The organism is Agathobaculum desmolans ATCC 43058, from assembly GCF_000701665.1.
In the GTDB taxonomy this organism is placed as follows: Bacteria; Bacillota; Clostridia; order Oscillospirales; family Butyricicoccaceae; genus Agathobaculum; species Agathobaculum desmolans.
Map to the genome: position 1 here is coordinate 1 of NZ_JNJN01000009.1, position 21,503 is coordinate 21,503.

At 57.9% G+C, this 21,503-nt stretch carries 19 protein-coding genes and 1 tRNA gene; 3 read left to right on the plus strand and 17 right to left on the minus strand.

Annotation, left to right across the window (positions count from 1 at the left end; genetic code table 11):
* Nucleotides 1-240 (plus strand): integrase core domain-containing protein (locus T363_RS0103910; RefSeq protein ID WP_031473438.1); only part of this gene is annotated, 240 nt, incomplete at its 5' end.
* A gap of 517 nt (nucleotides 241-757) precedes the next feature.
* Here T363_RS0103910 and T363_RS0103920 read toward each other — a convergent pair.
* The 7 genes from T363_RS0103920 to T363_RS0103950 all read right to left on the minus strand — a co-directional run bounded on the left by T363_RS0103920 (nucleotide 758) and on the right by T363_RS0103950 (nucleotide 5,830).
* Nucleotides 758-833: transfer RNA gene (locus T363_RS0103920), tRNA-Met, on the minus strand.
* 87 nt (nucleotides 834-920) lie between these two features.
* Nucleotides 921-2,483 carry a sensor histidine kinase gene (locus T363_RS0103925; RefSeq protein ID WP_051643074.1) on the minus strand — a complete coding sequence of 521 codons (1,563 nt, stop codon included), beginning with the start codon at nucleotides 2,481-2,483 and terminating at the stop codon, nucleotides 921-923.
* On the minus strand, nucleotides 2,480-3,160 hold the full coding sequence (locus T363_RS0103930; protein ID WP_031473444.1) for a response regulator transcription factor: 681 nt from the start codon (nucleotides 3,158-3,160) through the stop codon (nucleotides 2,480-2,482). Before T363_RS0103930 ends, T363_RS0103925 begins: the two co-directional genes overlap by 4 nt.
* Before the next feature lie 88 nt (nucleotides 3,161-3,248).
* Nucleotides 3,249-4,103: a 16S rRNA (cytidine(1402)-2'-O)-methyltransferase gene (gene rsmI / locus T363_RS0103935; RefSeq protein WP_031473446.1), complete on the minus strand. Its 855-nt coding sequence runs from the start codon at nucleotides 4,101-4,103 to the stop codon at nucleotides 3,249-3,251.
* 20 nt (nucleotides 4,104-4,123) lie between these two features.
* A complete protein-coding gene (locus tag T363_RS0103940; RefSeq protein WP_051643075.1) occupies nucleotides 4,124-4,813 on the minus strand; it encodes a tRNA1(Val) (adenine(37)-N6)-methyltransferase in 690 nt (229 codons plus the stop codon).
* Between the two features lie 84 nt (nucleotides 4,814-4,897).
* Nucleotides 4,898-5,272: a metal-dependent transcriptional regulator gene (locus tag T363_RS0103945; RefSeq protein ID WP_031473450.1), complete on the minus strand. Its 375-nt coding sequence runs from the start codon at nucleotides 5,270-5,272 to the stop codon at nucleotides 4,898-4,900.
* Between the two features lie 84 nt (nucleotides 5,273-5,356).
* Nucleotides 5,357-5,830: a hypothetical protein gene (locus T363_RS0103950; protein ID WP_031473452.1), complete on the minus strand. Its 474-nt coding sequence runs from the start codon at nucleotides 5,828-5,830 to the stop codon at nucleotides 5,357-5,359.
* Between the two features lie 134 nt (nucleotides 5,831-5,964).
* Between T363_RS0103950 and aguA the strand changes: the two genes are divergently transcribed.
* Together aguA and aguB are read left to right on the plus strand one after the other, a co-directional pair.
* Entirely contained in the window at nucleotides 5,965-7,059 is a 1,095-nt protein-coding gene (aguA, locus tag T363_RS0103955) for an agmatine deiminase (protein ID WP_031473454.1), read from the plus strand.
* Nucleotides 7,060-7,086: 27 nt separating this feature from the next.
* Nucleotides 7,087-7,950 carry an N-carbamoylputrescine amidase gene (gene aguB, locus T363_RS0103960; protein ID WP_031473456.1) on the plus strand — a complete coding sequence of 288 codons (864 nt, stop codon included), beginning with the start codon at nucleotides 7,087-7,089 and terminating at the stop codon, nucleotides 7,948-7,950.
* Nucleotides 7,951-8,303: 353 nt separating this feature from the next.
* On the opposite strand, the gene nrdR is transcribed toward aguB, so the two are convergent.
* The 10 genes from nrdR to rlmN form a co-directional block, all read right to left on the minus strand.
* Nucleotides 8,304-8,759: a transcriptional regulator NrdR gene (nrdR, locus tag T363_RS0103965; protein WP_031473458.1), complete on the minus strand. Its 456-nt coding sequence runs from the start codon at nucleotides 8,757-8,759 to the stop codon at nucleotides 8,304-8,306.
* Between the two features lie 147 nt (nucleotides 8,760-8,906).
* Nucleotides 8,907-9,698, minus strand: coding sequence for a sugar phosphate isomerase/epimerase family protein (locus T363_RS0103970; RefSeq protein ID WP_031473460.1), 792 nt, complete (start codon nucleotides 9,696-9,698; stop codon nucleotides 8,907-8,909).
* An 89-nt stretch (nucleotides 9,699-9,787) separates the two neighbouring features.
* Nucleotides 9,788-12,148 (minus strand): protein translocase subunit SecDF, encoded by a 2,361-nt coding sequence (locus T363_RS0103975; RefSeq protein ID WP_051643076.1) that lies wholly within the window; start codon nucleotides 12,146-12,148, stop codon nucleotides 9,788-9,790.
* 166 nt (nucleotides 12,149-12,314) lie between these two features.
* Complete coding sequence (gene purB / locus T363_RS0103980) at nucleotides 12,315-13,745, minus strand: adenylosuccinate lyase (protein WP_031473464.1); 1,431 nt, start codon at nucleotides 13,743-13,745, stop codon at nucleotides 12,315-12,317.
* Nucleotides 13,746-14,618: 873 nt separating this feature from the next.
* Nucleotides 14,619-15,812 (minus strand): pyridoxal phosphate-dependent aminotransferase, encoded by a 1,194-nt coding sequence (locus T363_RS0103990; protein ID WP_031473468.1) that lies wholly within the window; start codon nucleotides 15,810-15,812, stop codon nucleotides 14,619-14,621.
* Between the two features lie 141 nt (nucleotides 15,813-15,953).
* On the minus strand, nucleotides 15,954-16,616 hold the full coding sequence (locus T363_RS0103995) for a thiamine diphosphokinase (RefSeq protein ID WP_051643077.1): 663 nt from the start codon (nucleotides 16,614-16,616) through the stop codon (nucleotides 15,954-15,956).
* Nucleotides 16,586-17,485 carry a ribosome small subunit-dependent GTPase A gene (gene rsgA, locus T363_RS0104000; protein ID WP_031473472.1) on the minus strand — a complete coding sequence of 300 codons (900 nt, stop codon included), beginning with the start codon at nucleotides 17,483-17,485 and terminating at the stop codon, nucleotides 16,586-16,588. Before rsgA ends, T363_RS0103995 begins: the two co-directional genes overlap by 31 nt.
* Before the next feature lie 16 nt (nucleotides 17,486-17,501).
* Nucleotides 17,502-19,517, minus strand: a complete 2,016-nt coding sequence (pknB, locus tag T363_RS0104005; protein ID WP_031473474.1) for a Stk1 family PASTA domain-containing Ser/Thr kinase — start codon at nucleotides 19,515-19,517, stop codon at nucleotides 17,502-17,504.
* A 6-nt stretch (nucleotides 19,518-19,523) separates the two neighbouring features.
* On the minus strand, nucleotides 19,524-20,273 hold the full coding sequence (locus T363_RS0104010) for a Stp1/IreP family PP2C-type Ser/Thr phosphatase (protein WP_031473476.1): 750 nt from the start codon (nucleotides 20,271-20,273) through the stop codon (nucleotides 19,524-19,526).
* Nucleotides 20,274-20,441: 168 nt separating this feature from the next.
* Nucleotides 20,442-21,470, minus strand: a complete 1,029-nt coding sequence (gene rlmN, locus T363_RS0104015; RefSeq protein WP_031473478.1) for a dual-specificity RNA methyltransferase RlmN — start codon at nucleotides 21,468-21,470, stop codon at nucleotides 20,442-20,444.
* Nucleotides 21,471-21,503 lie beyond the last annotated feature (33 nt).

Here is a 21,503-nt window from a genome sequence, read left to right on the forward strand (position 1 = left end):
TTCCAGCTAACTAAACAATACGGCATTACACCGTCTATGTCAAGGAAAGGAAATCCTTATGATAATGCCATGGCGGAAAATTTCTTCTCTATCCTCAAAACAGAGTGTATTTACCGACACAAACCAGCTACCTTTGCTGAAGCAAACGAAATGATTGACCGCTATATCTGTTTTTACAACCATGAGCGCATCCAGTTAAAAACCGGAGAGGCGCCGCTGGCGCGACGCCTCTCCACTTAGAACTCAATATTTCCTACCAGGGGCTCTTTTTTGTACTGTCCGCACAATCTGGGGCAGTTCAGTTTCACAATAAACCGGAGGGTTTCATGTTATTCAACAAGCCAACTATCATTTCCATTCATCCCAACATGCCCTACAGCAAAAAACGTTGAAACTTCCTCGATGCATTCAAACTTATCATAAATTTTACCTGACTGCGGAAGACAGATACGCCTGTTTTGATTATACTGGAATCATCAAGAAAAAGAGGTGTTCTGCTATGCTTCCATGCCGGCAAACTTGTTCCAATTATACACCGGATTGCCACAAAACATGTGCGAAATGGAAAGATTTCCAGCAACAGCAAGTTTTGCAGCGTCAACAGAAAAAATCTTACCTGAAATATTATGGCGAGCTGTGCACCACCCGCATCCGGCAGCTCAGCAAGCTTGCGCCCGTGTGGCGATAAGCTTCCCCCCTTGTCCAATAAAAAGAGTAAAGAAAAGCACTGATTTCAAATGAAATCAGTGCTTTTTAATGGTTGCGGGGGCTGGACTTGAACCAACGACCTCCGGGTTATGAGCCCGACGAGCTACCAACTGCTCTACCCCGCGATATACGCCCTCTCGTAAGGTGCTTATATACTATACCACGGTTTTACAGATGTGTCAACCCTTTGTCCCCAAAAACATTCGACAAATTCACTGTATCTGCGCAGAACGCGTATTGACGGCATCCACGGGCAGTTCCAGCCAGAAAGCAATACCGCCTGCCACATTTTCCGCACCGCAGGTACCGTGCAGAGTATCCGCAATCGCGCGCACCAGTGAAAGGCCGATCCCCGTGCCGCCCGCTTCGCGGGTACGGGCGCGGTCGGTGCGGTAAAACTTTTCCCATATTTTCGGCAATTCTTCCTCAGGCAGGCCGCTGCCTTGGTTGAACACCGTCAGCCGCACCCGCCCGCCGCGCAGCGCAGCCGAGATACGGATCTGTCCGCCGTCCGCCGTATAGCGGATCGCATTGGACAGATAATTCATCAACACCTGATCGAGCAGATCCCCATCCGTATGGATCGAAACATGGGTGTCCGCATATTCCACGGTCAAGCCGCGGCCTTCGCGCAGCACAGCCGTCTTACGGACCGCTTCTGCGCACAGCGCATGCAAATCAATATCTTCATAATACAACTGCTCTGCGCCCAGCTCCAGCTTGGACAGACTGAGCAGCTGCATGACCAGCTTATTCATATGGTCAGCTTCATCTGCAATCGTATCACAATAATACTTGCGGTCCGCAGGATCATCCGCCACACCGGCGGTCAGCCCCTCCGCATATCCCTGAATAAGCGCGATCGGGGTTTTCAGCTCATGCGATACGTTGACAATGAATTCGCGCCGCATACTGTCAATGCGTTCCTTTTCCCGGATCTCCTGCGCAAGCTGCTCGTTGGACTGCTGCAGCTCGCCAATGGTCTGCTCCAGATAGGCGGAAAGGCGGTTGAGCGATTGCCCGAGCTGGTCGATCTCGTCCCCGGCATGCTCCCCTCCATCCGCATACTGGGTGGAAAAATCCAGCTCGCTCATACGGTCGGCCACGCTCGCCATTGCAATCAGCGGCCGCGTAAACTGCCGCGAGATCGCATAACCCAGCAGCAGGCAGATCAGCAGTGCACAGCCGCCCGCAATCAGCAGAAACGTCAAATTCAGCGAGGAATTCTGCTGAATATAGGCATGCGGCATATAGGCGAACAGATAGTGCCGCATGCTGCTGTCCATCGTGCCCGCCAAACAAAGGTATTGGTCATTATCCCATAGGGAAATATTCAAAAACTGGTAACCGCGCCGTGCCAGCGTTTCACGGCTGAGGTTCTGCGCGATCGACTGCAATACGGCATAGCCGCGCCGCTGCTGCTCCAGAAGGTCAAAATCCGGCAGATGAAAACTCGGATCACTGCTGTCCTGCCGGTCGGCATCCCCCGCAAGGAAGGACGAATACAGCACTGTGCCGTCCGATGCAACAATAGCCAAACGGATCGCGGTCTGGCTCTCATAGCTATCCAGCACGGCAGCAATCTTGTTCACATCCCCGCCGTAGCTGCTGCGGATCGTATTGTAAGCATCCCCCAGCTCATTGCGGCGCGTAGCCATATAATAATCATCATAAAAAAACAGATTCAGCAAAAACAGCACACCGATAAAGACCAGCGCTACTGTGCTGATCGCAGCAAAAAACCGGAAACGGATCGACCGCCGCGTGTGCTTCATCCTTCAAAGCGGTAGCCGTAGCCGCGCACGGTCTCGATCATGGTGCCGCAGCCGCCCAGCTTGGCGCGCAGCTTTTTCACATGGGTATCCACCGTGCGCAGATCGCCGAAATAATCATATCCCCACACAGCATTCAAAATGCTCTCGCGTGAGAGCGCGATCGAGCGGTTATTCTTAAAGTAGATCAGCAGCTCATATTCCTTGGGCGTCAGCTCAACAGAGCGGTTGTCCACCAGCACCTCACGGCGCAGCTCGTTGATGGTCAGCAGGCCGATCTGCTCAACCGGTGCAGCCGCACGCCCCTCCCGCTTGAGCAGCGTGCGCACCCGTGCCGCCAGCACGATGGGCGAAAACGGCTTGGTCACATAATCATCCGCGCCCTCTTCCAGCCCGCGCACCTGATCGGTATCCTCCGCGCGCGCGGTCAGCAGCATCACAGGCAGATGCGCATCGCCACGCTCCTGTGCGCGCAGCTCACGCAGTACCCCAAACCCATCCATGCCGGGCATCATCACATCCAAAATTGCCAGATCCAAACTCGGACGGCGGTTTTCGATGATGGAAAGCGCCTCTTTCCCATCCGCCGCCTCCACAATGCTGTGACCGTCCCGCTTAAGAAAATCACCGACCAGACGGCGGATACGCGCTTCATCATCCGCAATCAGAATGGTTGACATAACAATCCCACCTTATCAATCGATATGTTCAGTATACCCGCGCTGTTTGACGGTTTTGTGAACAGTCCGGGGACATTTGGAGGAGCGCTCACGCCTCCTGCTCCAGCACATACCGGTACAGGGCGTTGCGTTTGACGCCGCATGCCGCAGATACCGCCTTCACCGCGTCCTTCCGGGTCTGTCCGCCCTCCATGCGGCGGCGCACCTCCTCTGCTGCCGCGGCCAGACGGACAGCCTCATCCTGCTCGGTCACCGGCGCGTCGGGCGCACCCTCCACGATCAGTACAAACTCCCCGCGCGGCGGATGCGCATCGAAATACGCCGCAGCTTCTGCCAATGTCATCCGCAGGGTTTCCTCATGCAGCTTGGTCAGCTCGCGCGACAGCGACAAGCGGCGGTCGCCGCCGAAGGTCTCCTGCAAATCACGCAGCGTGGCGCACAGTTTGTGGGGCGCTTCATAAAAAATCATGGTGCGTTTTTCCTCCCGCAGCGCATCCAGATGCTCCCGCCGCGCCTTTTTGTTGACCGAAAGGAAGCCTTCAAAGCACCAGCGCCCGGTCGGCAGGCCGGATGCCGCCAGCGCGCAGACTGCCGCACAGCAGCCCGGCACCGGAATGACCGGAATATCATGCGCCGCACACAAGGCGACCAGATCCTCGCCGGGGTCGGACACGGCGGGCGTGCCCGCATCCGTGACCAGCGCACAGCTTTCCCCTTCGAGCAGGCGCGCCAGCACGACCTCCCCGCGCGCACGGCGGTTGTGCTCATAATAGGAGACCAACGGCTTTTTGGGCAGCGCACAGGCGTTCAGCAGCTTTTGCGTCACCCGGGTATCCTCCGCTGCGATGAAATCCACCGTGCTTAAAATCTCGCGTGCACGGGGCGACAGATCACCGAGGTTGCCGATCGGCGTGGCGACCAGATATAATATGGCATTACTCATTGTAATATTCCTTATAAAAATTATTTTCCGTATATTTTATCATACTCTGCGCTGCCAATCAGCAGCGGCGCTTCCACCGTCAGCCCTTCGGCACTGCCGCCCTTGCGGCACTCGACCAGTACCGCACTGGGCGCAGCGGATACTTCCTGATGGACAAACCGCAGCCGCTTGGGAACCAAGCGCACGCGGCGCAGCGCTTCGATCAGCGTCAGCAGCCGTTCAGGGCGAAAAACAAACGCCGCCTTGCCGCCTGTATGCAGCACAAACGAGGCCGCGACCGCTACTTCCTCCACCGTGCAGCAAACATCCTGCCGCGCAGTGCGGTGCGCGGCAGCTTCCGCACTTTTTCCGGCGTTCCGGTCGAAATACGGCGGGTTACAGATCACGTAATCCATGCTGCCATGCGGCAGATAGGTGCGGATATCCCGCAGATCCCCATGCAGGGCGGTCATCTCCAACCGATTTTCCGCAATCGAACGGTGGAACAGCGCGAGCGCGCCCTCCTGCAGCTCCAGCCCGGTAATCTGCAAATCGGCACGCCACAGCAGCAGCGCCAGCGCCCCGGTACCGCAGCCCAAATCGAGCACACGGGCATTACGGCGCGGTCGTGCAAAAGCAGACAGCAGCACGCTGTCCTGTCCCAACTTAAAATAGGCGTCATCCTGATACAGGATCAAGCCGTTGGGCAAACGTTCCTGCGAAAGCGCCATGGGTACCCCCTCCTCTGTGTAACAAAAAAGCCGGCCATTCGGCCGGCCGCAGCAGATGCCGGAGCAGCTATGCCGCCGTTGCGGTCACGCACCGGCATGACGGTGCAGATGCTCCTTAAGCTTTGCAAATGTTTCCGCGCTGATGACGTGCTCGATGCGGCAGGCATCCTCCGCCGCGATCTCGGGTGTTACCCCCAAACGGGTGAGCAGATCGGTCAGCACGGTGTGGCGTTCATAAATGGTTTCTGCAATGCGCAGCCCGGCTTCCGTCAGGCCGAGCAGACCGTTCTGATCGATCGAAACATAACCGTTATCCCGCAGCAGACCAACCGCCCGGCTGATGCTGGGCTTGGAAAAGCCGGTATAATGCGCCACGTCGATCGAGCGCACCTGACCGTTCTGCTGCAGCAAAACGAAAATCGCTTCCAGATAATTTTCCGCGCTTTCCTGTATTTTCATACAGCGCAGTCTCCTTTCATACGGCGGGATATTGTATTTATTTTATCATGCCCGCCGGGATTTGGCAATATCGCCCCGTTTCCGTCAAGGTGTATCCGAACCCTGTTCGCACGTCCGGTCCTGCGGATCGTCCGCCGGCGCCTGCGGTGCAGCCTGCTGCCCCAGCTTGCGGTTGATCTCCTGCGTATTGCGGCACAACACAAGCAGCAGCAGCGCAAATTCAAATATGATGCGTGCCAGCACATTGCCGATGATCAGCAGCGCCAGCGCCGCAAACACATTGGAAAACAGCAGGAACACGCTGTAAACCGTCAGTGCAGCCACGGTGATGCAGTACAGCACGCGCAGCAGGCGCTCGGTGTAAAACACACGGAAGGTCAGCGCATCATGCAGCCCCGCTGCCGTACCCTGAAACGTGTTGGGGCGGCGCACAAACAGAAAATACAGTGCAAGGCCGCCTGCGATTGCTATGACCGCCGCCAAAACCGGCAGCACAAGCGAAAAAAACGGCTGATAATAGCCGTAACCATACATCTGGGGATAGGGTATGTAGGACATAGGTCTCCTCCTGCGAATCAGCATCAAAATTTGTGTAGGCTTAGTGTATTCAGTGTAACATATCCGGGAAAGCGTTGCAAGTTCGGACAAAATGTTGTACCCTTATAGGGAGAACGGACAGAGAGAGGTTTACCATGAAAATATTACACACTACGCCCGCGCAGGACGGCTTTTTCATGCCTGCGGAATTCGCCCCGCATGAGGGATGCCTGATGATCTGGCCTGAGCGGGCAGACTCCTGGCAGTACGGCGCTTATGCGGCGCGGCGCGCCTTTATCCGCGTGATCGAAGTGATCAGCGAAAGTGAAAAGATGACCGTGCTCTGCTCGGAAAACCAATACGACAACGCCCGCGCCCAACTGCCCGATCGGGTTCGGTTGGTCGTAATGGCAACGGACGACGCATGGGCGCGCGACGTCGGCCCGACCTTTGTCATCGACAGCTGCGGCGGCCGCCGCGGCATCGACTGGGGCTTCAACGCGTGGGGCGGCACGGTGGACGGTCTGTATCCCAGTTGGGAGCGCGACAACCGCGTGGCGCGTAAATTCTGCGATCTGTTGGAAAACGACGTGTACAACAAGCGTGATTTTATCTGCGAGGGCGGCTCCATCCATGTGGACGGCGAGGGCACCGCGCTCGTCACCGAAGCGTGCCTGTTGTCCGCGGGGCGCAACCCTGCCCTCAGCCGGAAGGAGATCGAGCAGACGCTATGCGCCTATCTCGGTGTTTCCAAGGTGATCTGGCTGCCGCGCGGCATTTACAATGACGAAACCAATGAACATGTGGACAACGTCTGCGCCTTCACCGCGCCGGGCGAGGTCGTGCTGGCGTGGACGGATGACGCAAACGACCCGCAGTATGCGCTGTCCAAGGCCAGTCTGGACGCGCTGGAAGCGGCGACGGACGCGCAAGGCCGCCGCATCCGCGTGCACAAGCTGCCGCTGCCCGCTCCGGTCACCATCACCGAAGAGGAGTGCCGCGGTCTGGATCTGTGCGACGGCGAGGCGACCCGCACCCCGGGCGAACGGCTGGCGGCCAGCTATGTCAATTTTTACATCGCTAACGGTGCGGTCGTGATGCCCGCCTTCGGCGATCCGATGGACGAAAAAGCACAGGCCATTTTGCAGAGCCTGTTCCCCACACGCAAGGTAGTTTCCATTCCCGCGCGGGATATCCTGATCGGCGGCGGCAACATCCACTGCATCACCCAGCAGATCCCGCGGGCATAATACACCACATCAAAAGGAGAGCCATATATGAGCAAAGTAACCGTTGCCGCGATCCAGATGACCTACGGGCTGGAGGACGCGGTGGAAAAAGTGCAGGAGGCAGCCGCACAGGGCGCACAGATCATCCTGCTGCCGGAATTGTTTGAAAACTGGTATTTCTGTCAGGAAAAAACCTATGAAAACTATCATTTAGCCACCACGCTGGAGGAAAATCCCGCCGTCAACACGCTGCGCAAGGTCGCACGGGATTTCCGTGTGGTGCTGCCGGTCAGCTACTATGAGCGCGCGGGCAACACGACCTTCAACACCGTCGCCATCATTGATGCGGATGGCTCGGTACTCGGCCAGTACCGCAAGACCCATATCCCGGATGACCAGCTCTATCAGGAAAAGTTCTATTTTACACCGGGCGATACCGGTTTCCGCGTGTGGGACACAGCTTACGCCAAAATCGGCGTAGGCATCTGCTGGGACCAGTGGTTCCCGGAATCCGCCCGCTGCATGGCGCTGATGGGCGCCGAGCTGCTGTTCTACCCAACCGCCATCGGCTCGGAGCCGATTCTGGACTGTGATTCCATGCCGCACTGGCGGCGCTGCATGCAGGGACATGCGGCGGCCAATATCATGCCGCTGATCGCCGCCAACCGCATCGGCACAGAAACCGTCCTGCCCAGCGAGGAAAATTTGCAGCAGTCCTCCGCACTGACCTTTTACGGCTCTTCCTTCATCGCGGATGAGACCGGTGCGTTGGTCGAGCAGGCTGACCGCGACAATGCCTGCATCCTGACGCACACCTTTGATTTAGACGAGATCCGCGAGCTGCGCCGCAGCTGGGGGGTATTCCGCGACCGCCGTCCGGAGATGTACGGCGCGATCCGACAATTCGGATAACTTTTCCCCGCACGGCCAATGCCCCGCTCCTGCTTGCCTGATTTAGAAAACCAAGCGCCCCCAAAGCCGCAGCTTTGGGGGGCGCTTAGCCTGTCGAAACAGTCTTTTGCCGATGTAGATGGCCACAATACGCGCGGCAGCGCGCATCAAACAGCATTTGCAACGCAAATGCATAAAAGCTGGGGGCGTGTACCTCAGCTTTTATACTTTGAGAGAGAAAAAGTTTCGATACAGGAACTTTTCTCGTCCGTGTTTGGCGCAGTCCAAACACAGGTTGTCGGAAAAACGCAAGTTTTTCGACAGTCTCGGACGCCCCCAAAGCCGCAGCTTTGGGGGCGCTTGCATCCTGCCGCCTACTTATCCTTCAGCAGCGTATTCAATTCTTCCATAAAGGTGTTGATATCCTTGAACTGGCGATACACCGATGCAAAACGCACATAGGCAACTTCATCCACACGGCGGAGCTGCTCCATAACCAGCTCACCGATCACCTTGCTGGACACCTCGTTTTCCAGTGTGCCGAACACCTTCTGCTCTACATTGCCCACGATCTGTTCCATCTGGATCAACGAAACCGGACGTTTTTCACACGCCTTCATCAGGCCGCCCAGCAGCTTCTGCCGGTCGTAGGCCTGCCGGGTCCCATCCCGCTTGACCAGCATCAGCGGCATCCGCTCAACCGTTTCATAGGTGGTGAACCGCTTGAGACACTTCAGACATTCCCGCCGCCGCCGGATACTCGTTCCCTCATCTGTCGGCCGGGAATCAACGACCTTGCTGTCATCATAGCCGCAAAACGGACATCTCATCGGGCTTCCCCTCGCATTTCCTGCAAAATCACATCACCGGAGCCTGCGGCCGGCGCTGTCTGGATAGCAACGATCCTTCTATCTGGATTTAGTATACCATCCCTTGTGCTGTCAAGTCAACCGGGATACTATAAAATAAATATCCCCTCACACCGCTGCATAACGCGATAGCAGGCGCACACTATGCGCCAGTTCCTCCGTCCCGCCGAAATTGGCGCGGTATACCTCGATCAGCGTGTGCCCGTGATAGCCCGCCGCGCGCAGGGCGGCATAAAAATCCGCATAATCCATGCTGCCCGCACCGGGCAGCAAGCAGCTCTGCCCCTCTGCAAAATCGTTGATATGCACGTTTACGATCCGATCGCCCACTGCCGCAACAAATTCGCGCCAATCCCGCCCCGCACGGTGCGCCTGCTTGATATCCAGCGTATAGCGCAGTGCGGGTACTGCCCGGTACAGTGCACGCAGATAATCCGGATCGCGCGAGCGGCACCACGCCACATTCTCCTGCGCCAATGTGACCCCGCAGGCGGCAGCCAAGCCGCACAGCCGATGATAAATCTCGCATTTGCGCTTCCAGCGGTCCGGCGTATCTGTCTGCCCCATGTCGCGCTCGCCATGAAAGGTCAGATAACGCGCCCCCAGCGCTGCGGCACATTCCAAATAGCGCTGATACTGCATCAGCCCATCCTCCGTGCGCCGCCGGTACTCGGAAAACAGCAGCAGCCCTTCCATGAGCGAGGTATAGGGATGCACCGACACCACATCCAGCCCCAATGCCCGCGCCTGCTCCCCGAGCGGCTCATAAAACCGCGGAGAGAACTCACTTTCCGTATTGAAAAAAATCTCGATCGCGTGCACGCCCAGTCCGGCCAGCACCGGCAGGATCTCCTCCACAGGCCGGGGATAAAAGCACGCGGTTGATATGCCGATCCGCATTCCGCACACTCCTTTGCAAAACGGGGATACCATTCCGGTATCCCCGCTTGTGTTATTTATTTCCGATCGGGTGGAAAACCATCCCGCGGTCAGATCCGCTTTTTGCGGAACTTACGGCGGAAGAACGCCCACAGGCCGGAGGAAAGGAACACAGACGACCATGCACCCGCCACGATGCCGACGATCAGCGGCAGCGTAAACTGCTTGAGCGAAGGCACGCCCAGAATAAAGATCATACCCACGGTAAACAGCGTGGTCAGCGAGGTGTTGATCGTGCGTCCCATGGTCTGCCAGATGCTGCGCTCGGCAACCTCTTCAAAGGTCTCCTTGCGCGCGGTGTGCAGGTTTTCACGCACACGGTCGAACACGATGATCGACGCATTGATCGAATAACCGAAGATGGTCAGCGCCGCTGCAATAAAGTTGGTATCCAGCGGAATCTGCAGCAGCACATATACCGTCAGCATCACGAGCAAATCGTGCATCAGGCAGACAACCGCTGCCAAGCCGCTGGTCAGCTCAAAGCGGATGGTAATATACAGCAGCATCAGCACGATCGCCACCGCTGCGCACAGCACCGCGGCGCGCTGCAGGTCGCTGCCCACCGATGCGGAAACGTCCTCGTTGCCGTACAGATCCTGATCGGTCAGGCTGTACTTGGCGTTCATCGCTTCGATCATCTTGGCACGGGTCTCCGAATCGATGCTCGTCGAGCGGATGAGCACCTGCTCGTTGCCGTCACCCGAAGAGGTAACAGAGGATGCCGTTACACCGGTTGTCTCCTCAAACAGGTCGGCCACCTCAGTCTGGATCTCCTGCGTTACGGTCTGATGCATATTGAACTCCATCTCCGTGCCGCCGGCAAAATCAATGCTCAGGTTGAACAGGTTTTTGCCGAAGGGCAGCAGGATCAGGGCAACCAGACCGGTCAGCACCACCAGCGTGGAGATGCCGCCGAAAATCTTGAACTTTTTCAGCACGGCAAAGCGCGGACGCAGCGCATGGTCGTTCAAACCATAGGCCTTGGGGCTGCGCACACGGAAATCCACCATACGGTTGAGCAGGAAGTGGGTCACGGTCAGCGCGGTGAACATCGAAATGATAACGCCGATACCCAGCGTGGTCGCAAAGCCCACGATCGTGCCCGTGCCAAGGAAGAACAGCACTGCTGCGGCGATCAGCGTAGTCACGTTGGAGTCGAGAATCGCGGTAAAGGCGCGCTTAAAGCCGGAATCGATCGCACTCTTGACCGTTTTGCCCGCGCGCAGCTCTTCCTTGATACGCTCAAAAATAACCACGTTGGCATCCACCGCCATACCGATCGACAGGATAATACCTGCGATGCCCGGCAGGGACAGGTTGACACGTACCAGACTGAACACCAGCATCTCGATCACGATATAGAAACCGAGCGCCATGCAGGCTACCAGACCCGGTACGCGGTAAACGATCAGCATAAACAGGCAAACCAGCAGAATACCGATCGCGCCCGCGATCAGCGAGGTGCGCATTGCGTCCGCACCCAACTGCGGGCCGACCGAGCGCAGCTCGACCTGCTTGAGGTTAAAGGGCAGCTGTCCTGCATCGATCAGACCGGCGAGCTGCTGCGCACTTGCCTGATCAAAGCTGCCGGTGATCACACAGGTTTCGCTGTCGATCCGCTCGGATACGTTGGGCGCAGAAATGATCTGTCCGTCCATCACGATCAGGATCTGATTATATCCATCCGTACGCGCCGAAACCGCCGCCGTTGCATCGGCAAACTTGGTGCGGCCTTCGCTCGTAAACTTAAGCTGCACGTAGTGCTGCTGCATCGAGGTTTCCGAAGTCTGGCCGTACTCCGCGCTCGCACCGTCCACATCCGTACCGGTCAGCAGGGCAAACTTAGCCGCATCCACCGTCGGATCGGCCTGATACGCCTCCGCATACGCGGTATAGCCGTCCATATCCATAAACAGCAGCTGCGCGGTCGAGCCAAGCGTCTGCACCGCTTCTTCCGGATTGGTGATCTGCGGGATCTCCACCGAAATGCGGTTATCACCGGCCAGCGCAACCGTTGCCTCGGTAAAGCCCTGGCTGGTCAGACGCTGACGGATCATGGCCTGTGCGGTCTGCATATCACCCGGCAGATCGGCAAGGTTATACCCCTCCGGGGTCTGCGCCTCGTATACAATGCGCGAACCGCCTACCAGATCCAGCCCCAGACGAATGCCGTTTTCAGTATCCATCACACTGGGGATGATCGCCTTCAAACCGGCGGGCTGCTCGGCGGTTTCACCCTCGGTCTTTTCCCCGTCCGTCTGCGTGGTTTCACCGGCGGTATCCGATGCCGCCGCATCCCGGAACGGCATGCTCCAGCCGCCCGGCACATACAATCCCGTTACCGCAGTCACGCCGAGAAAAACGATCACAAGCATGACAGCGATAAAGGAAATAACACTCTTCTTCAATGTCAGGTGCCTCCTTCATATTTGTACATAACTAAAATAGTATACCGCGAAGCCCGAAAAAAGTCAATATCCGCAGCCCGGCAGCGCAGGACCAATCCGCCTCCAAACCTTGCACAAGGCGGTCATATCCATAAAAATCTGTCGGTTTTGGGCGATCCGCAGCGGATTACAGGGAGATCTCCACCTGCATCCCCGCCGCATCCAGATAAGGCGTGATCGCCGGACGGACGCATTCGCGCAGGAACTCGTCCACCTGTGAGGGACAGCGGCCAATATAGGCCTTGGGATCAAGATGCTCCACGATCTGTTCGCGCGTCATGCCGAACAGCGGGTCGGCGGCGATCCGGTCAATCAGGTCATTGTCCAGACCATCCTCCTTCACACGCTTGCCTGCCGCCATGGAATGCTCACGGATGCGCTCGTGCAGCTCCTGCCGGTCACCGCCGCGCTTGACCGCGTCCATCATAATGTTCTCGGTCGCCATAAAGGGCAGTTCGTTCATCACATGCGCTGCGATCACCTTGGGGTATACCACCAGACCGGACACCACATTGATCATAATGTTCAGGATCGCATCCACCGCAAGGAATGCCTCGGGCACGGAAATACGCTTGTTGGCAGAATCGTCCAGCGTGCGCTCAAACCACTGCGTAGCCGAAGTGAAGGCAGGGTTTAGGCTGTCGCAGATGACGTAACGCGCCAGCGCGCAGATCCGCTCGGAGCGCATCGGATTGCGCTTGTAGGGCATCGCAGACGAACCGATCTGGTGCTTTTCAAACGGCTCCTCCACCTCTTTCAAATGCTGCAGCAGGCGCAGGTCGGTTGCAAACTTGGAGGCCGACTGTGCAATGCCGGACAGGGTCGCCAGTGTCTGCGCGTCGATCTTGCGCGAGTAGGTCTGTCCGGATACCGGCACAACGCCCGCAAAGCCGAAATCCGCCGCAATACGCGCTTCCAGCTCCTTTACCTTGCCCTCATCGCCGTCAAACAGCTCCATAAAGGAAGCCTGCGTGCCCGTTGTGCCCTTGCTGCCCAGCATACGCAGGCTGTCGATACGGAACTCGACCTCGCTTAAATCCATCAGCAGCTCGTTCATCCACAGCGTCGCACGCTTGCCGACCGTCGTCAGCTGCGCGGGCTGGAAATGGGTAAAGCCGAGCGTCGGCTGCGCCTTGTGCGCCTCTGCAAACTGTGCGAGCTGATCGAGCACCGCCGCCAGCTTTTTGCGCACCAGCAGCAGACCCTCCCGGATCTGGATAATATCGGTGTTGTCACCTACATACGCACTCGTTGCACCCAAATGGATGATGCCGGCTGCCTTGGGCGCCGCCTTGCCGAAGGTATAAACGTGCGCCATCACATCATGGCGTACGTCCTTCTCGCGGGCGCGGGCGACCCCATAATCAATATCCGTGATATGCTCCTGCATTTCGTCCACCTGCTCCTGCGTGATGGGCAGGCCGAGCGCCATTTCCGCCTTGGCCAGCGATACCCACAGGCGGCGCCAGGTCGAAAACTTCATATCCGGCGAGAAGGTATACAGCATCTCCTTCGAGGCGTAACGCGAAGCAAGCGGGCTTTCGTACACATTGTTCATGTCCGTTATCCTTTCCGTTCTATCATCATTTTCGGCTGAAAACACACCATTACAGCCCTGAACAGTCTTATTTTAGTTTAACACCCTACCCCCTGTATTTCAAGCAAAACCCATGGATTCTGCACACATCTGTCGTAATAAACAAAGATTTTGTTCCGGCACACCGCTGTTTTGGCGGGCGAAGCGCGGTATAGACTTCCGCCTTGCGAAATTTACACTTTCCCTTACAGGCGGAGAGAGATACTCTTTATGGAAAGCGCACGCTCCCCAGTACATGGGGGATTTCGCCGCCTGCGGGCGGCGGGATGCGTGCGCCTGCGCGGCGCGGGCGGGCAAGAGGAGGGGGAACCCCATGGTTCCCCCTCCTCTTGTCAATCTCCTCCCCTTCCTTCAGGACGCGCTACGCGCGTAAAGGCAGGTATCACAAAACAGCTTCCACCCATTTGCCCAACAGGACAAAGCCTGCCTCTGCTCACCCCAGGGGGAATAGATGCATCAGCCAAAGAAAATCTTCTCCCCCCAACCACTACACGAACCGGCCTCCCGCAACGCTCCCGTATTTTTCGCAGCGGTTCCGGTCAAGGGAGATTTGCGGCAGCAAATCGTGCGCCGCCCGAGGAAAAAAGGGGGTGATTCACAAGAGGGGGAAGCTCCCCCCCTCTTGTGCGCCTGCCGCGCGTGCGGCATTGTTCCCGCCCGCCACAGCGGGTGACCTCCCCGTGCACCGGAAAAAGGGTGCTTTCCGCCAAGAGAAAAAACATCTGTGGGCAGCGAAATCCCCCTGTTGTTTTCAAACGGCCAAGCCACCTGCACGCAAAATATGCATCCGCCAGAAGCAAACAAAAAGGAAGGACTCCCGTCCTTCCTTTTCTTTTATGCATTTTTGATAAAAGCTTCCAACCGGTCAAGTCCCTTATCGATCTCGGCCAGCGAGGTAGCATAGCTCCACCGGACAAAGCCGGGCGCAGCAAACGCCGTGCACGGCACGGTTGCCACCAGCCCCTTTTCAAGGAAGAGCTGCGCAAAATCCTCCGCACTTTGGATTGTCTTTCCATACATCGATTTGCCGAGGAACTTTTTCATGTTCATCATCACATAAAACGCACCCTGCGGCTTGATGCAGGAAACCCCTTCGATCCGGTTCATCCGCTCCACCAGATGATCGCGCCGCTCCTCGAACGCCCGCTTCATCACCTGCATATCCTCCTGCGGGCCGCGCAGCGCCACGATTGCCGCGTGCTGCGACACCGTGGACGGCGCCGATGTTGAATGGCTCAAGTAATTGCTCATCACCTTGGCAAGCTGCGGATTGGACGCGCTGTATCCGATACGCCAGCCGGTCATCGCATAGCTTTTGGAAACGCCGTTGACGATGATCGTACGCTCCTTCACATCCTCACCCAGCGAGGCAAAGGATACAAATCCGATATCATCATACACCAAATTGCAGTAGATCTCATCCGCAATCACATAAATATTGTGGCGGCAGCATACCTCCGCAATCGCCTCCAGCTCTTCCCGGGTGTAAACCATGCCGGTCGGATTGCAGGGAGAGTTGAGCATGAACACCTTGGTTTTTTCCGTAATGGCAGCATCCAGCTGCGCCGCAGTGATCTTAAAATCCTGCTCCTCGCCTGCTGCCACGATCACCGGTACCGCGCCTGCCTGCTGCACCATTTCCGAATAGCTCACCCAGTACGGTGCAGCGATCACGACCTCATCCCCCGGATCGCACAGCGTCATCAGCGCCACATAAACCGAGTGCTTCGCACCCGAGGCCACCACGATCTGTGTCGGCTCGTATTCCAAACCGAAGTCCGTCCGCAGCCGGTAGCAGGCCGCTTCCCGCAGCTGCATCAGGCCGGCTGCAGGCGTATACTTGGTGTAGTTATTCTCGATCGCTTCGATGCCCGCCTGCTTAATATGCTCCGGTGTGGGGAAATCCGGCTCGCCCGCGCCAAAGCCGACCACATCCTGCCCTTCGGCTTTCATCTGCTTGAACAGCGAGTCGATCGCCAGCGTCGTAGACGCCTGCACCCCCGCTGCAATTTTGGAAATCGGTTTCAATGCCACTGCTCAGCACTCCCTTTTGTTCTCTATGATGTTATTATATGCTTTCCGATCGCTTTTTGCAAGTCCGCGCTTGTAAAACTGCAAAATATATCAAATAAAAATAACACCGGAATCCATGATTCCGGTGTTGATTTTTCACAAAGAACGGTTTTCGTCCCGCGAAAATATCACAAGCGCACGTCCGCTGCCGATCGTTACGGTAAATTCTGCTCCCGGCGCTGCCTCGTTCGAAATTGTGATCATCCCCACCCGGGTTACAGATGCATCCCGCAGCGGATACTTTGCATTTTCGATTGACACGCCGGTCAATACCGCATCCAGCGGCACGAGCGAAAAATACGTGTATTCCGGCGGCATGATGAATTTTTGGCATCCGCCCTCATGCAAAACAATGCAGTTCTGCCGGTCGAGCACAGTCAGGCAGCCGCCCATTGCCGCTGCTTCCTCCAGCAGGGAAAGATTGGCCAGCATATGGTCGATGCGTCCGCCGGTCGCACAGACCAGCGTAGCCTCCGCACAGCCGCGGCGGAACACCTCGCGCAGACAGCTCTGCGTATCCGTATCATCCTTTTCCGGCTGCAGACGGACAACCTCGGTTCCCTCGGTTTCGGGCATGGAATCGCAGTCGGATATCATAAAATCCGGGTGCAGGCCCAGCACACGCGCGTGACGCAGGCCGCCGTCCGCACAGGCGATCAACGCATCCGGATGCCGCGCCAGAAACGCACGGATATAGCCGTATTCGGTTTCCGGCGCCGCAGCAAAAATCAGCGCGTGCCGCCCTTGGAAAGCTCCCATTCCTTCAGATCCTTTACACTTTCATACAGTTTCACATAGCTGTCGTGCCGGCTGGGCGCAATCTCGCCCGCCTCGACCGCTGCGCGCACCGCACAGCCCTTTTCCTTTACATGTGCGCAGCCGGTAAAGCGGCACTGCCCCAGATAGGGCGCAAACTCCGGGAACGCGTATTGCAGATCCTCTGCCAGCACCAGATCCATCTGCTCGGTTTCAAACGAGGAAAAACCCGGCGTATCCGCGATATAGCCGCCGTTGCCGATCGGATGCAGCTCCACGTGACGCGTGGTATGCTTACCGCGCCCGATGCGGTCGGAGATCGCGCCGACCTCGGCGCTGAACTGCGGATCGATGCGGTTGAGCACGCTCGACTTGCCCACACCTGAATTGCCGGCAAACGCCGCCACCCGGCCGCGCAGCCGCTCCCGCAGCGCATCAATGCCTTCGCCTGTCCGTGCGCTGACGCGCAGCGCATCGATTCCGCTGCGGCAATAGGTATCAAACAGCTCGTCACCGGGATCGCTGTCGGTCTTGTTGATCACGACCAGTGCGCCGATCCCCTTGTGCACAGCGATTGCCGTCACCTTATCGATCAAAAACGGGTCGGTCACCGGCGGCGCCGCCGAAGCCACCGCCACCAGCAGATCCAGATTGGCTACTGCCGGGCGCACCAGACTGTTTTTGCGCGGCGCAATATCCAGCAGGTAGCCGGTACCGTCCTCGGGCTGGATCTCCAGCGTAACGCGGTCGCCCACAATGGGCTTGCCTACGGTTTTGCGAAACCGGCCGCGCGCCTTACATTCGATCAAGCCATCTGCCGTATCCACATAATAAAATCCGCCGATCCCTTTGAGAATGATCCCTTCGGTCAAATGATCGCCCCTTCTGTCAACTGAACGTATACGTCTGGGTGGTGCTGCTGCCATCCACGCTGACGGTCACCTCATGCTCTCCCGCCGTACCGGTCACCGAAATGGCAATGCTGCCCAAAGCAGTATCATGCGTTTCATCATGCTGCACCACGCCGTCTACCGAAATGACAACATGCGCCATATCCGTATTGCCCGGCAGCGTCACCGGAATGGTCGCACTGCCTTGTGCAGGTGCAGGCGGCTCGTTTCCGCCCGGCTCGTCACCGCTGTCCGGTTCCTCCGGCTTCGGCTGGCTCTTGCCCTTGGAAACCTGAATATTGACCGCCGTGCCTTGCTCCGCCTTGGTATCCGCCGCAACGGACTGCCACACGACTGTACCGACCGCCGCAGAGTTCTCCACCGCATCGACCGAGCCGAGTACAAACCCGCGCTCCGTCAGCTTTTTCTCCGCCGCGCTCTGCGTCAGACCGATCAGCGAGGGAACGGCAGACTGTTTTTTCTCCTTCCCCTTGCTGAGGTATATGGTCAGCTTTGCACCCTTTTCCAGCTCCGCCCCGGCTTCGGGATCGGTGCGGATGACCTGACCTGCCTCCACATCATCGCTGAACTCCTCCACGCTTTCCAGCACGATCCCGTGCGAATCCAGCGCAGCCTTAACATAATCCAGCGTCTTGCCCTTAAAATCAACGACCTTGTAGGTATCCTTCACATGGTCGCCGCCCGCCGATACAGTCACCGTAATGATGGTTCCCTTCACGGCTTTTTCCTCTTCCTCGGGCGTTTGCTCCAAAATTTCTCCCACCGGCCGATCGGATTCCTTCCGCTCGTCCGCCTCCTTGATGGTGAACTGCCCGGTCAGCTCGGTATCCGCCATCACTTCATCGATATTGCGGCCGATCAGCGAAGGGATCACCAGTTTTTCCTCATTATTGCCGCCGGTAAACATCAAAATGCCGACCACCACCAGTGTGATCACCGCAACCACCGCTACGGCGATGCCCGCAGCCAGTCCGGGCCGCTCGGCCAGACGGTCGAAAAAGGTTTCCGGCTCGCGCACCTCCACCGCAGTTTCGCGGCGCGGTGCGGGCGCCCGCCCGCCATGCTCCTGCGCGGCTGTGCGCCGGGCTGCGCGCTGCACTTCACGGCCGATCACCTGCGTTTCGCCGCTTTCATCCGCTGCACCGGCATAATCAAAATGCGCCGCTGCATTGTTCTTCACGCGTTCCAGATCCGCGTACAGCTCTTCCGCCGAAGCATACCGCCGGCTGATATTGGCACACATGGCGTGCATCACGATCTCATCCAGACCCTGCGGAATACCGGGCAGCACCTCGCTGGGTGACAGCGGCACCGCATTCAGGTGCTGCATCACAACCTGCAGCGCGGTTTCCCCTTCAAAGGGCAGCTTGCCGGTCAGCATCTCATACAGCACCACGCCGAGGGAATAAATATCCGTGCGGTAATCAATCTTGCTGCCCTTCGCCTGTTCCGGCGAAATATAGTGCACCGAACCGATGGCTTCCTGCACCACGCGGGTCTCCTGCGTGGTGGCGAAGGATGCAATGCCGAAATCGGTCAGCTTTGCGGTGCCGTCGCGCAGGATGATCACATTCTGCGGCTTAATGTCCTGATGGATGATACCGCGGGAGTGGGCGTGCACCAGCGCACGGCAGATCTGCTCTGCAAAGAACACCGCCTCCTGCCAGGAAAGGTGTCCCTTTTTCTGCAAATATTCCTTAAGGGTCACACCTTCGATCAGTTCCATCACGATATAATCCGTGCCGTTGTCGTTGCCGACATCGTAAACCGACACAATATTATGGTGGCTGAGCTTTGCAACCGCCTGCGATTCGATCGAAAACCGTTTGCGGATCTCGGGATCGCGGGCGTATTCATCCTTCAGCACCTTAACGGCGACATACCGGTTGAGCACATGACAGCGCGCGCGGTAAACCACGGCCATGCCGCCCACGCCCACTACGTCGATGATCTCATACCGGCCGCCGAGCAACTTGCCGATATATTTATCCATTTGTGCTTATGCCTCCTCTTCGCCGCGGGTAAATAATGCGACCGTGATATTATCGCGGCCGCCGCCCTCAAGCGCGAGGGTAAGCAGCGCGCCGCCCGCCGCCGCAAGCGTCTGTGCAGACTGCAGCGTCTGCGCGATCCGATCATCCTCCACCATGCCGGTCAGACCGTCCGAGCAGAGCAGCAGCACCTCATGCGGGGCCAGCGTGGCCTCGAACAGGTCGCCCTCGACAAACGGCTCCACACCGACCGCGCGGGTGATCAGATTTTTCTGCGGATGCGTGCGCGCGTCCGCCTCGGTAATCCGCCCCTGCCGGCGCATCTCCTCCACATAGGAGTGATCCTCGGTAAGCTGGTGCAGACGCGTGCCGTCAAACAGATAGGCACGGCTGTCGCCCACATTCAAAATGGTGGCCCGGCCACCCTGTACCAGCGCCGCCACCAACGTAGTGCCCATACCGCGGAATTCCGGCTGCCGGCCGGCCAGTGTGAACACGGTGTCATTTGCCTCATGCAGGGCGCGTGTCAGCCGTTCCTGCCGGGTCGTTTCGTCCAGTGCGTCCTGCAGCGCTGGCTTTACCGATGCGGCAAATGCCTGCGCAGCAAAGCGGCTGGCCACATTGCCCGCGTTTGCGCCGCCCATGCCGTCGCACACGACCAGAAGCGCCGTGTTGTGCTGCTCCTCCACCTCGATCTGATATACATCCTGATTGGTCGGACGCACGCGCCCCTTATCTGTCAGACCGAACCATTCCATAGAAACACCTCCCAAGTCGTTCCCTCCGGCTCCATCCCCCCCGCCGCTGCACCGCAGCGGGCAGCACGGGATGTATCTCAAACCAGAGGCAGCAAAATCAGGCGCCGCCGCCCGACTTTTGGCAGAAACGGCTGTGCCGTTCTCCCATATGATCTCACCGCCGTGCGGTCACTGCCGCTGCAGCTCTCTGCGCCGCAGCTGGCCGCAGGCCGCATCGATATCCGGCCCCAGACGGCGGCGTACCGTGGCCGTGATGCCGCGCTTTTCCAGCGCCTGCTGGAAGCGGCGCACCGCCTCGGGACGGGACGGGCGCAGCGGGCTTTCCTCCACTTCATTCAGCGGAATCAGGTTGACGTGCCCCGGCCGCCCGCGCAGCAGCTTTGCCAGCTTTTCCGCCTGCCACGGGCGGTCGGTCTTGCCGTCCGCCATCATGTACTCGTAAGAAATACGCCGGCCGGTCGTATCAAAATAATACCGGCAGGCCTGCATCAGCCGTTCGATCGAATACGCATCGTTGACCGGCATGATCGAGGAGCGTGTTTCATCGTCCGGCGCGTGCAGCGATACGGACAGGGTGATCTGCAATTTCTCCCCTGCTAACCTCTCTATTTTATCAGCAATTCCACTGGTTGACAAGGAAATATGACGCTGGCCAATATTGATTCCCTCCGGGCAGCTGACCAAATGCAGAAATTTCAGCACATTATCGTAATTATCGAGCGGTTCCCCCGTGCCCATCAGCACAATATTGGAAACCTTCTCGCCGCTGTCCTTCTGCATGAACAGAATCTCGTCGAGGATCTCACCGGCGGACAGGTGGCGCTTCAGACCGTTCTGTCCGGATGCACAGAATTTGCAGCCCATGCGGCAGCCCACCTGCGTGGATACACACACCGACACCCCATGTTCATAATGCATCAAAACCGACTCCACGCAGTCTCCGTCCCGCATCCGCCACAGGTATTTTACCGTGCCGTCCACCTGGGATACCTGCCGCCGCACCACCTGCGGCACGGTCAGCACAAAGCGCTCCGCCAGCTTGGCGCGCAGCGCTTTGGACAGGTTGGACATCTCTTCAAAGGACTCCACCCCTTCGTGGAGCCATTTGAAGATCTGTCCCGCACGGAAGGGCTTTTCGCCCATTTCCGTCATTTCCTGTTTCAGCTCCTGTATGGTCAGCGATTTGATTTCGATCATGCCGTTCTCCCTTTTCTTCCGATTGCCGTCGCC

Excerpts from the sequence above, each read along its gene's own strand:
- T363_RS0103925 (WP_051643074.1), bottom strand. The coding sequence starts at position 2,483 with ATGAAGCACACGCGGCGGTCGATCCGTTTCCGGTTTTTTGCTGCGATC.
- T363_RS0103930 (WP_031473444.1), bottom strand. The coding sequence starts at position 3,160 with ATGTCAACCATTCTGATTGCGGATGATGAAGCGCGTATCCGCCGTCTG.
- rsmI (WP_031473446.1), bottom strand. The coding sequence starts at position 4,103 with ATGAGTAATGCCATATTATATCTGGTCGCCACGCCGATCGGCAACCTC.
- T363_RS0103940 (WP_051643075.1), bottom strand. The coding sequence starts at position 4,813 with ATGGCGCTTTCGCAGGAACGTTTGCCCAACGGCTTGATCCTGTATCAG.
- T363_RS0103945 (WP_031473450.1), bottom strand. The coding sequence starts at position 5,272 with ATGAAAATACAGGAAAGCGCGGAAAATTATCTGGAAGCGATTTTCGTT.
- T363_RS0103950 (WP_031473452.1), bottom strand. The coding sequence starts at position 5,830 with ATGTCCTACATACCCTATCCCCAGATGTATGGTTACGGCTATTATCAG.
- aguA (WP_031473454.1), top strand. The coding sequence starts at position 5,965 with ATGAAAATATTACACACTACGCCCGCGCAGGACGGCTTTTTCATGCCT.
- aguB (WP_031473456.1), top strand. The coding sequence starts at position 7,087 with ATGAGCAAAGTAACCGTTGCCGCGATCCAGATGACCTACGGGCTGGAG.
- nrdR (WP_031473458.1), bottom strand. The coding sequence starts at position 8,759 with ATGAGATGTCCGTTTTGCGGCTATGATGACAGCAAGGTCGTTGATTCC.
- T363_RS0103970 (WP_031473460.1), bottom strand. The coding sequence starts at position 9,698 with ATGCGGATCGGCATATCAACCGCGTGCTTTTATCCCCGGCCTGTGGAG.
- purB (WP_031473464.1), bottom strand. The coding sequence starts at position 13,745 with ATGAACAATGTGTACGAAAGCCCGCTTGCTTCGCGTTACGCCTCGAAG.
- T363_RS0103995 (WP_051643077.1), bottom strand. The coding sequence starts at position 16,616 with ATGGGAGCTTTCCAAGGGCGGCACGCGCTGATTTTTGCTGCGGCGCCG.
- pknB (WP_031473474.1), bottom strand. The coding sequence starts at position 19,517 with ATGGATAAATATATCGGCAAGTTGCTCGGCGGCCGGTATGAGATCATC.
- T363_RS0104010 (WP_031473476.1), bottom strand. The coding sequence starts at position 20,273 with ATGGAATGGTTCGGTCTGACAGATAAGGGGCGCGTGCGTCCGACCAAT.
- rlmN (WP_031473478.1), bottom strand. The coding sequence starts at position 21,470 with ATGATCGAAATCAAATCGCTGACCATACAGGAGCTGAAACAGGAAATG.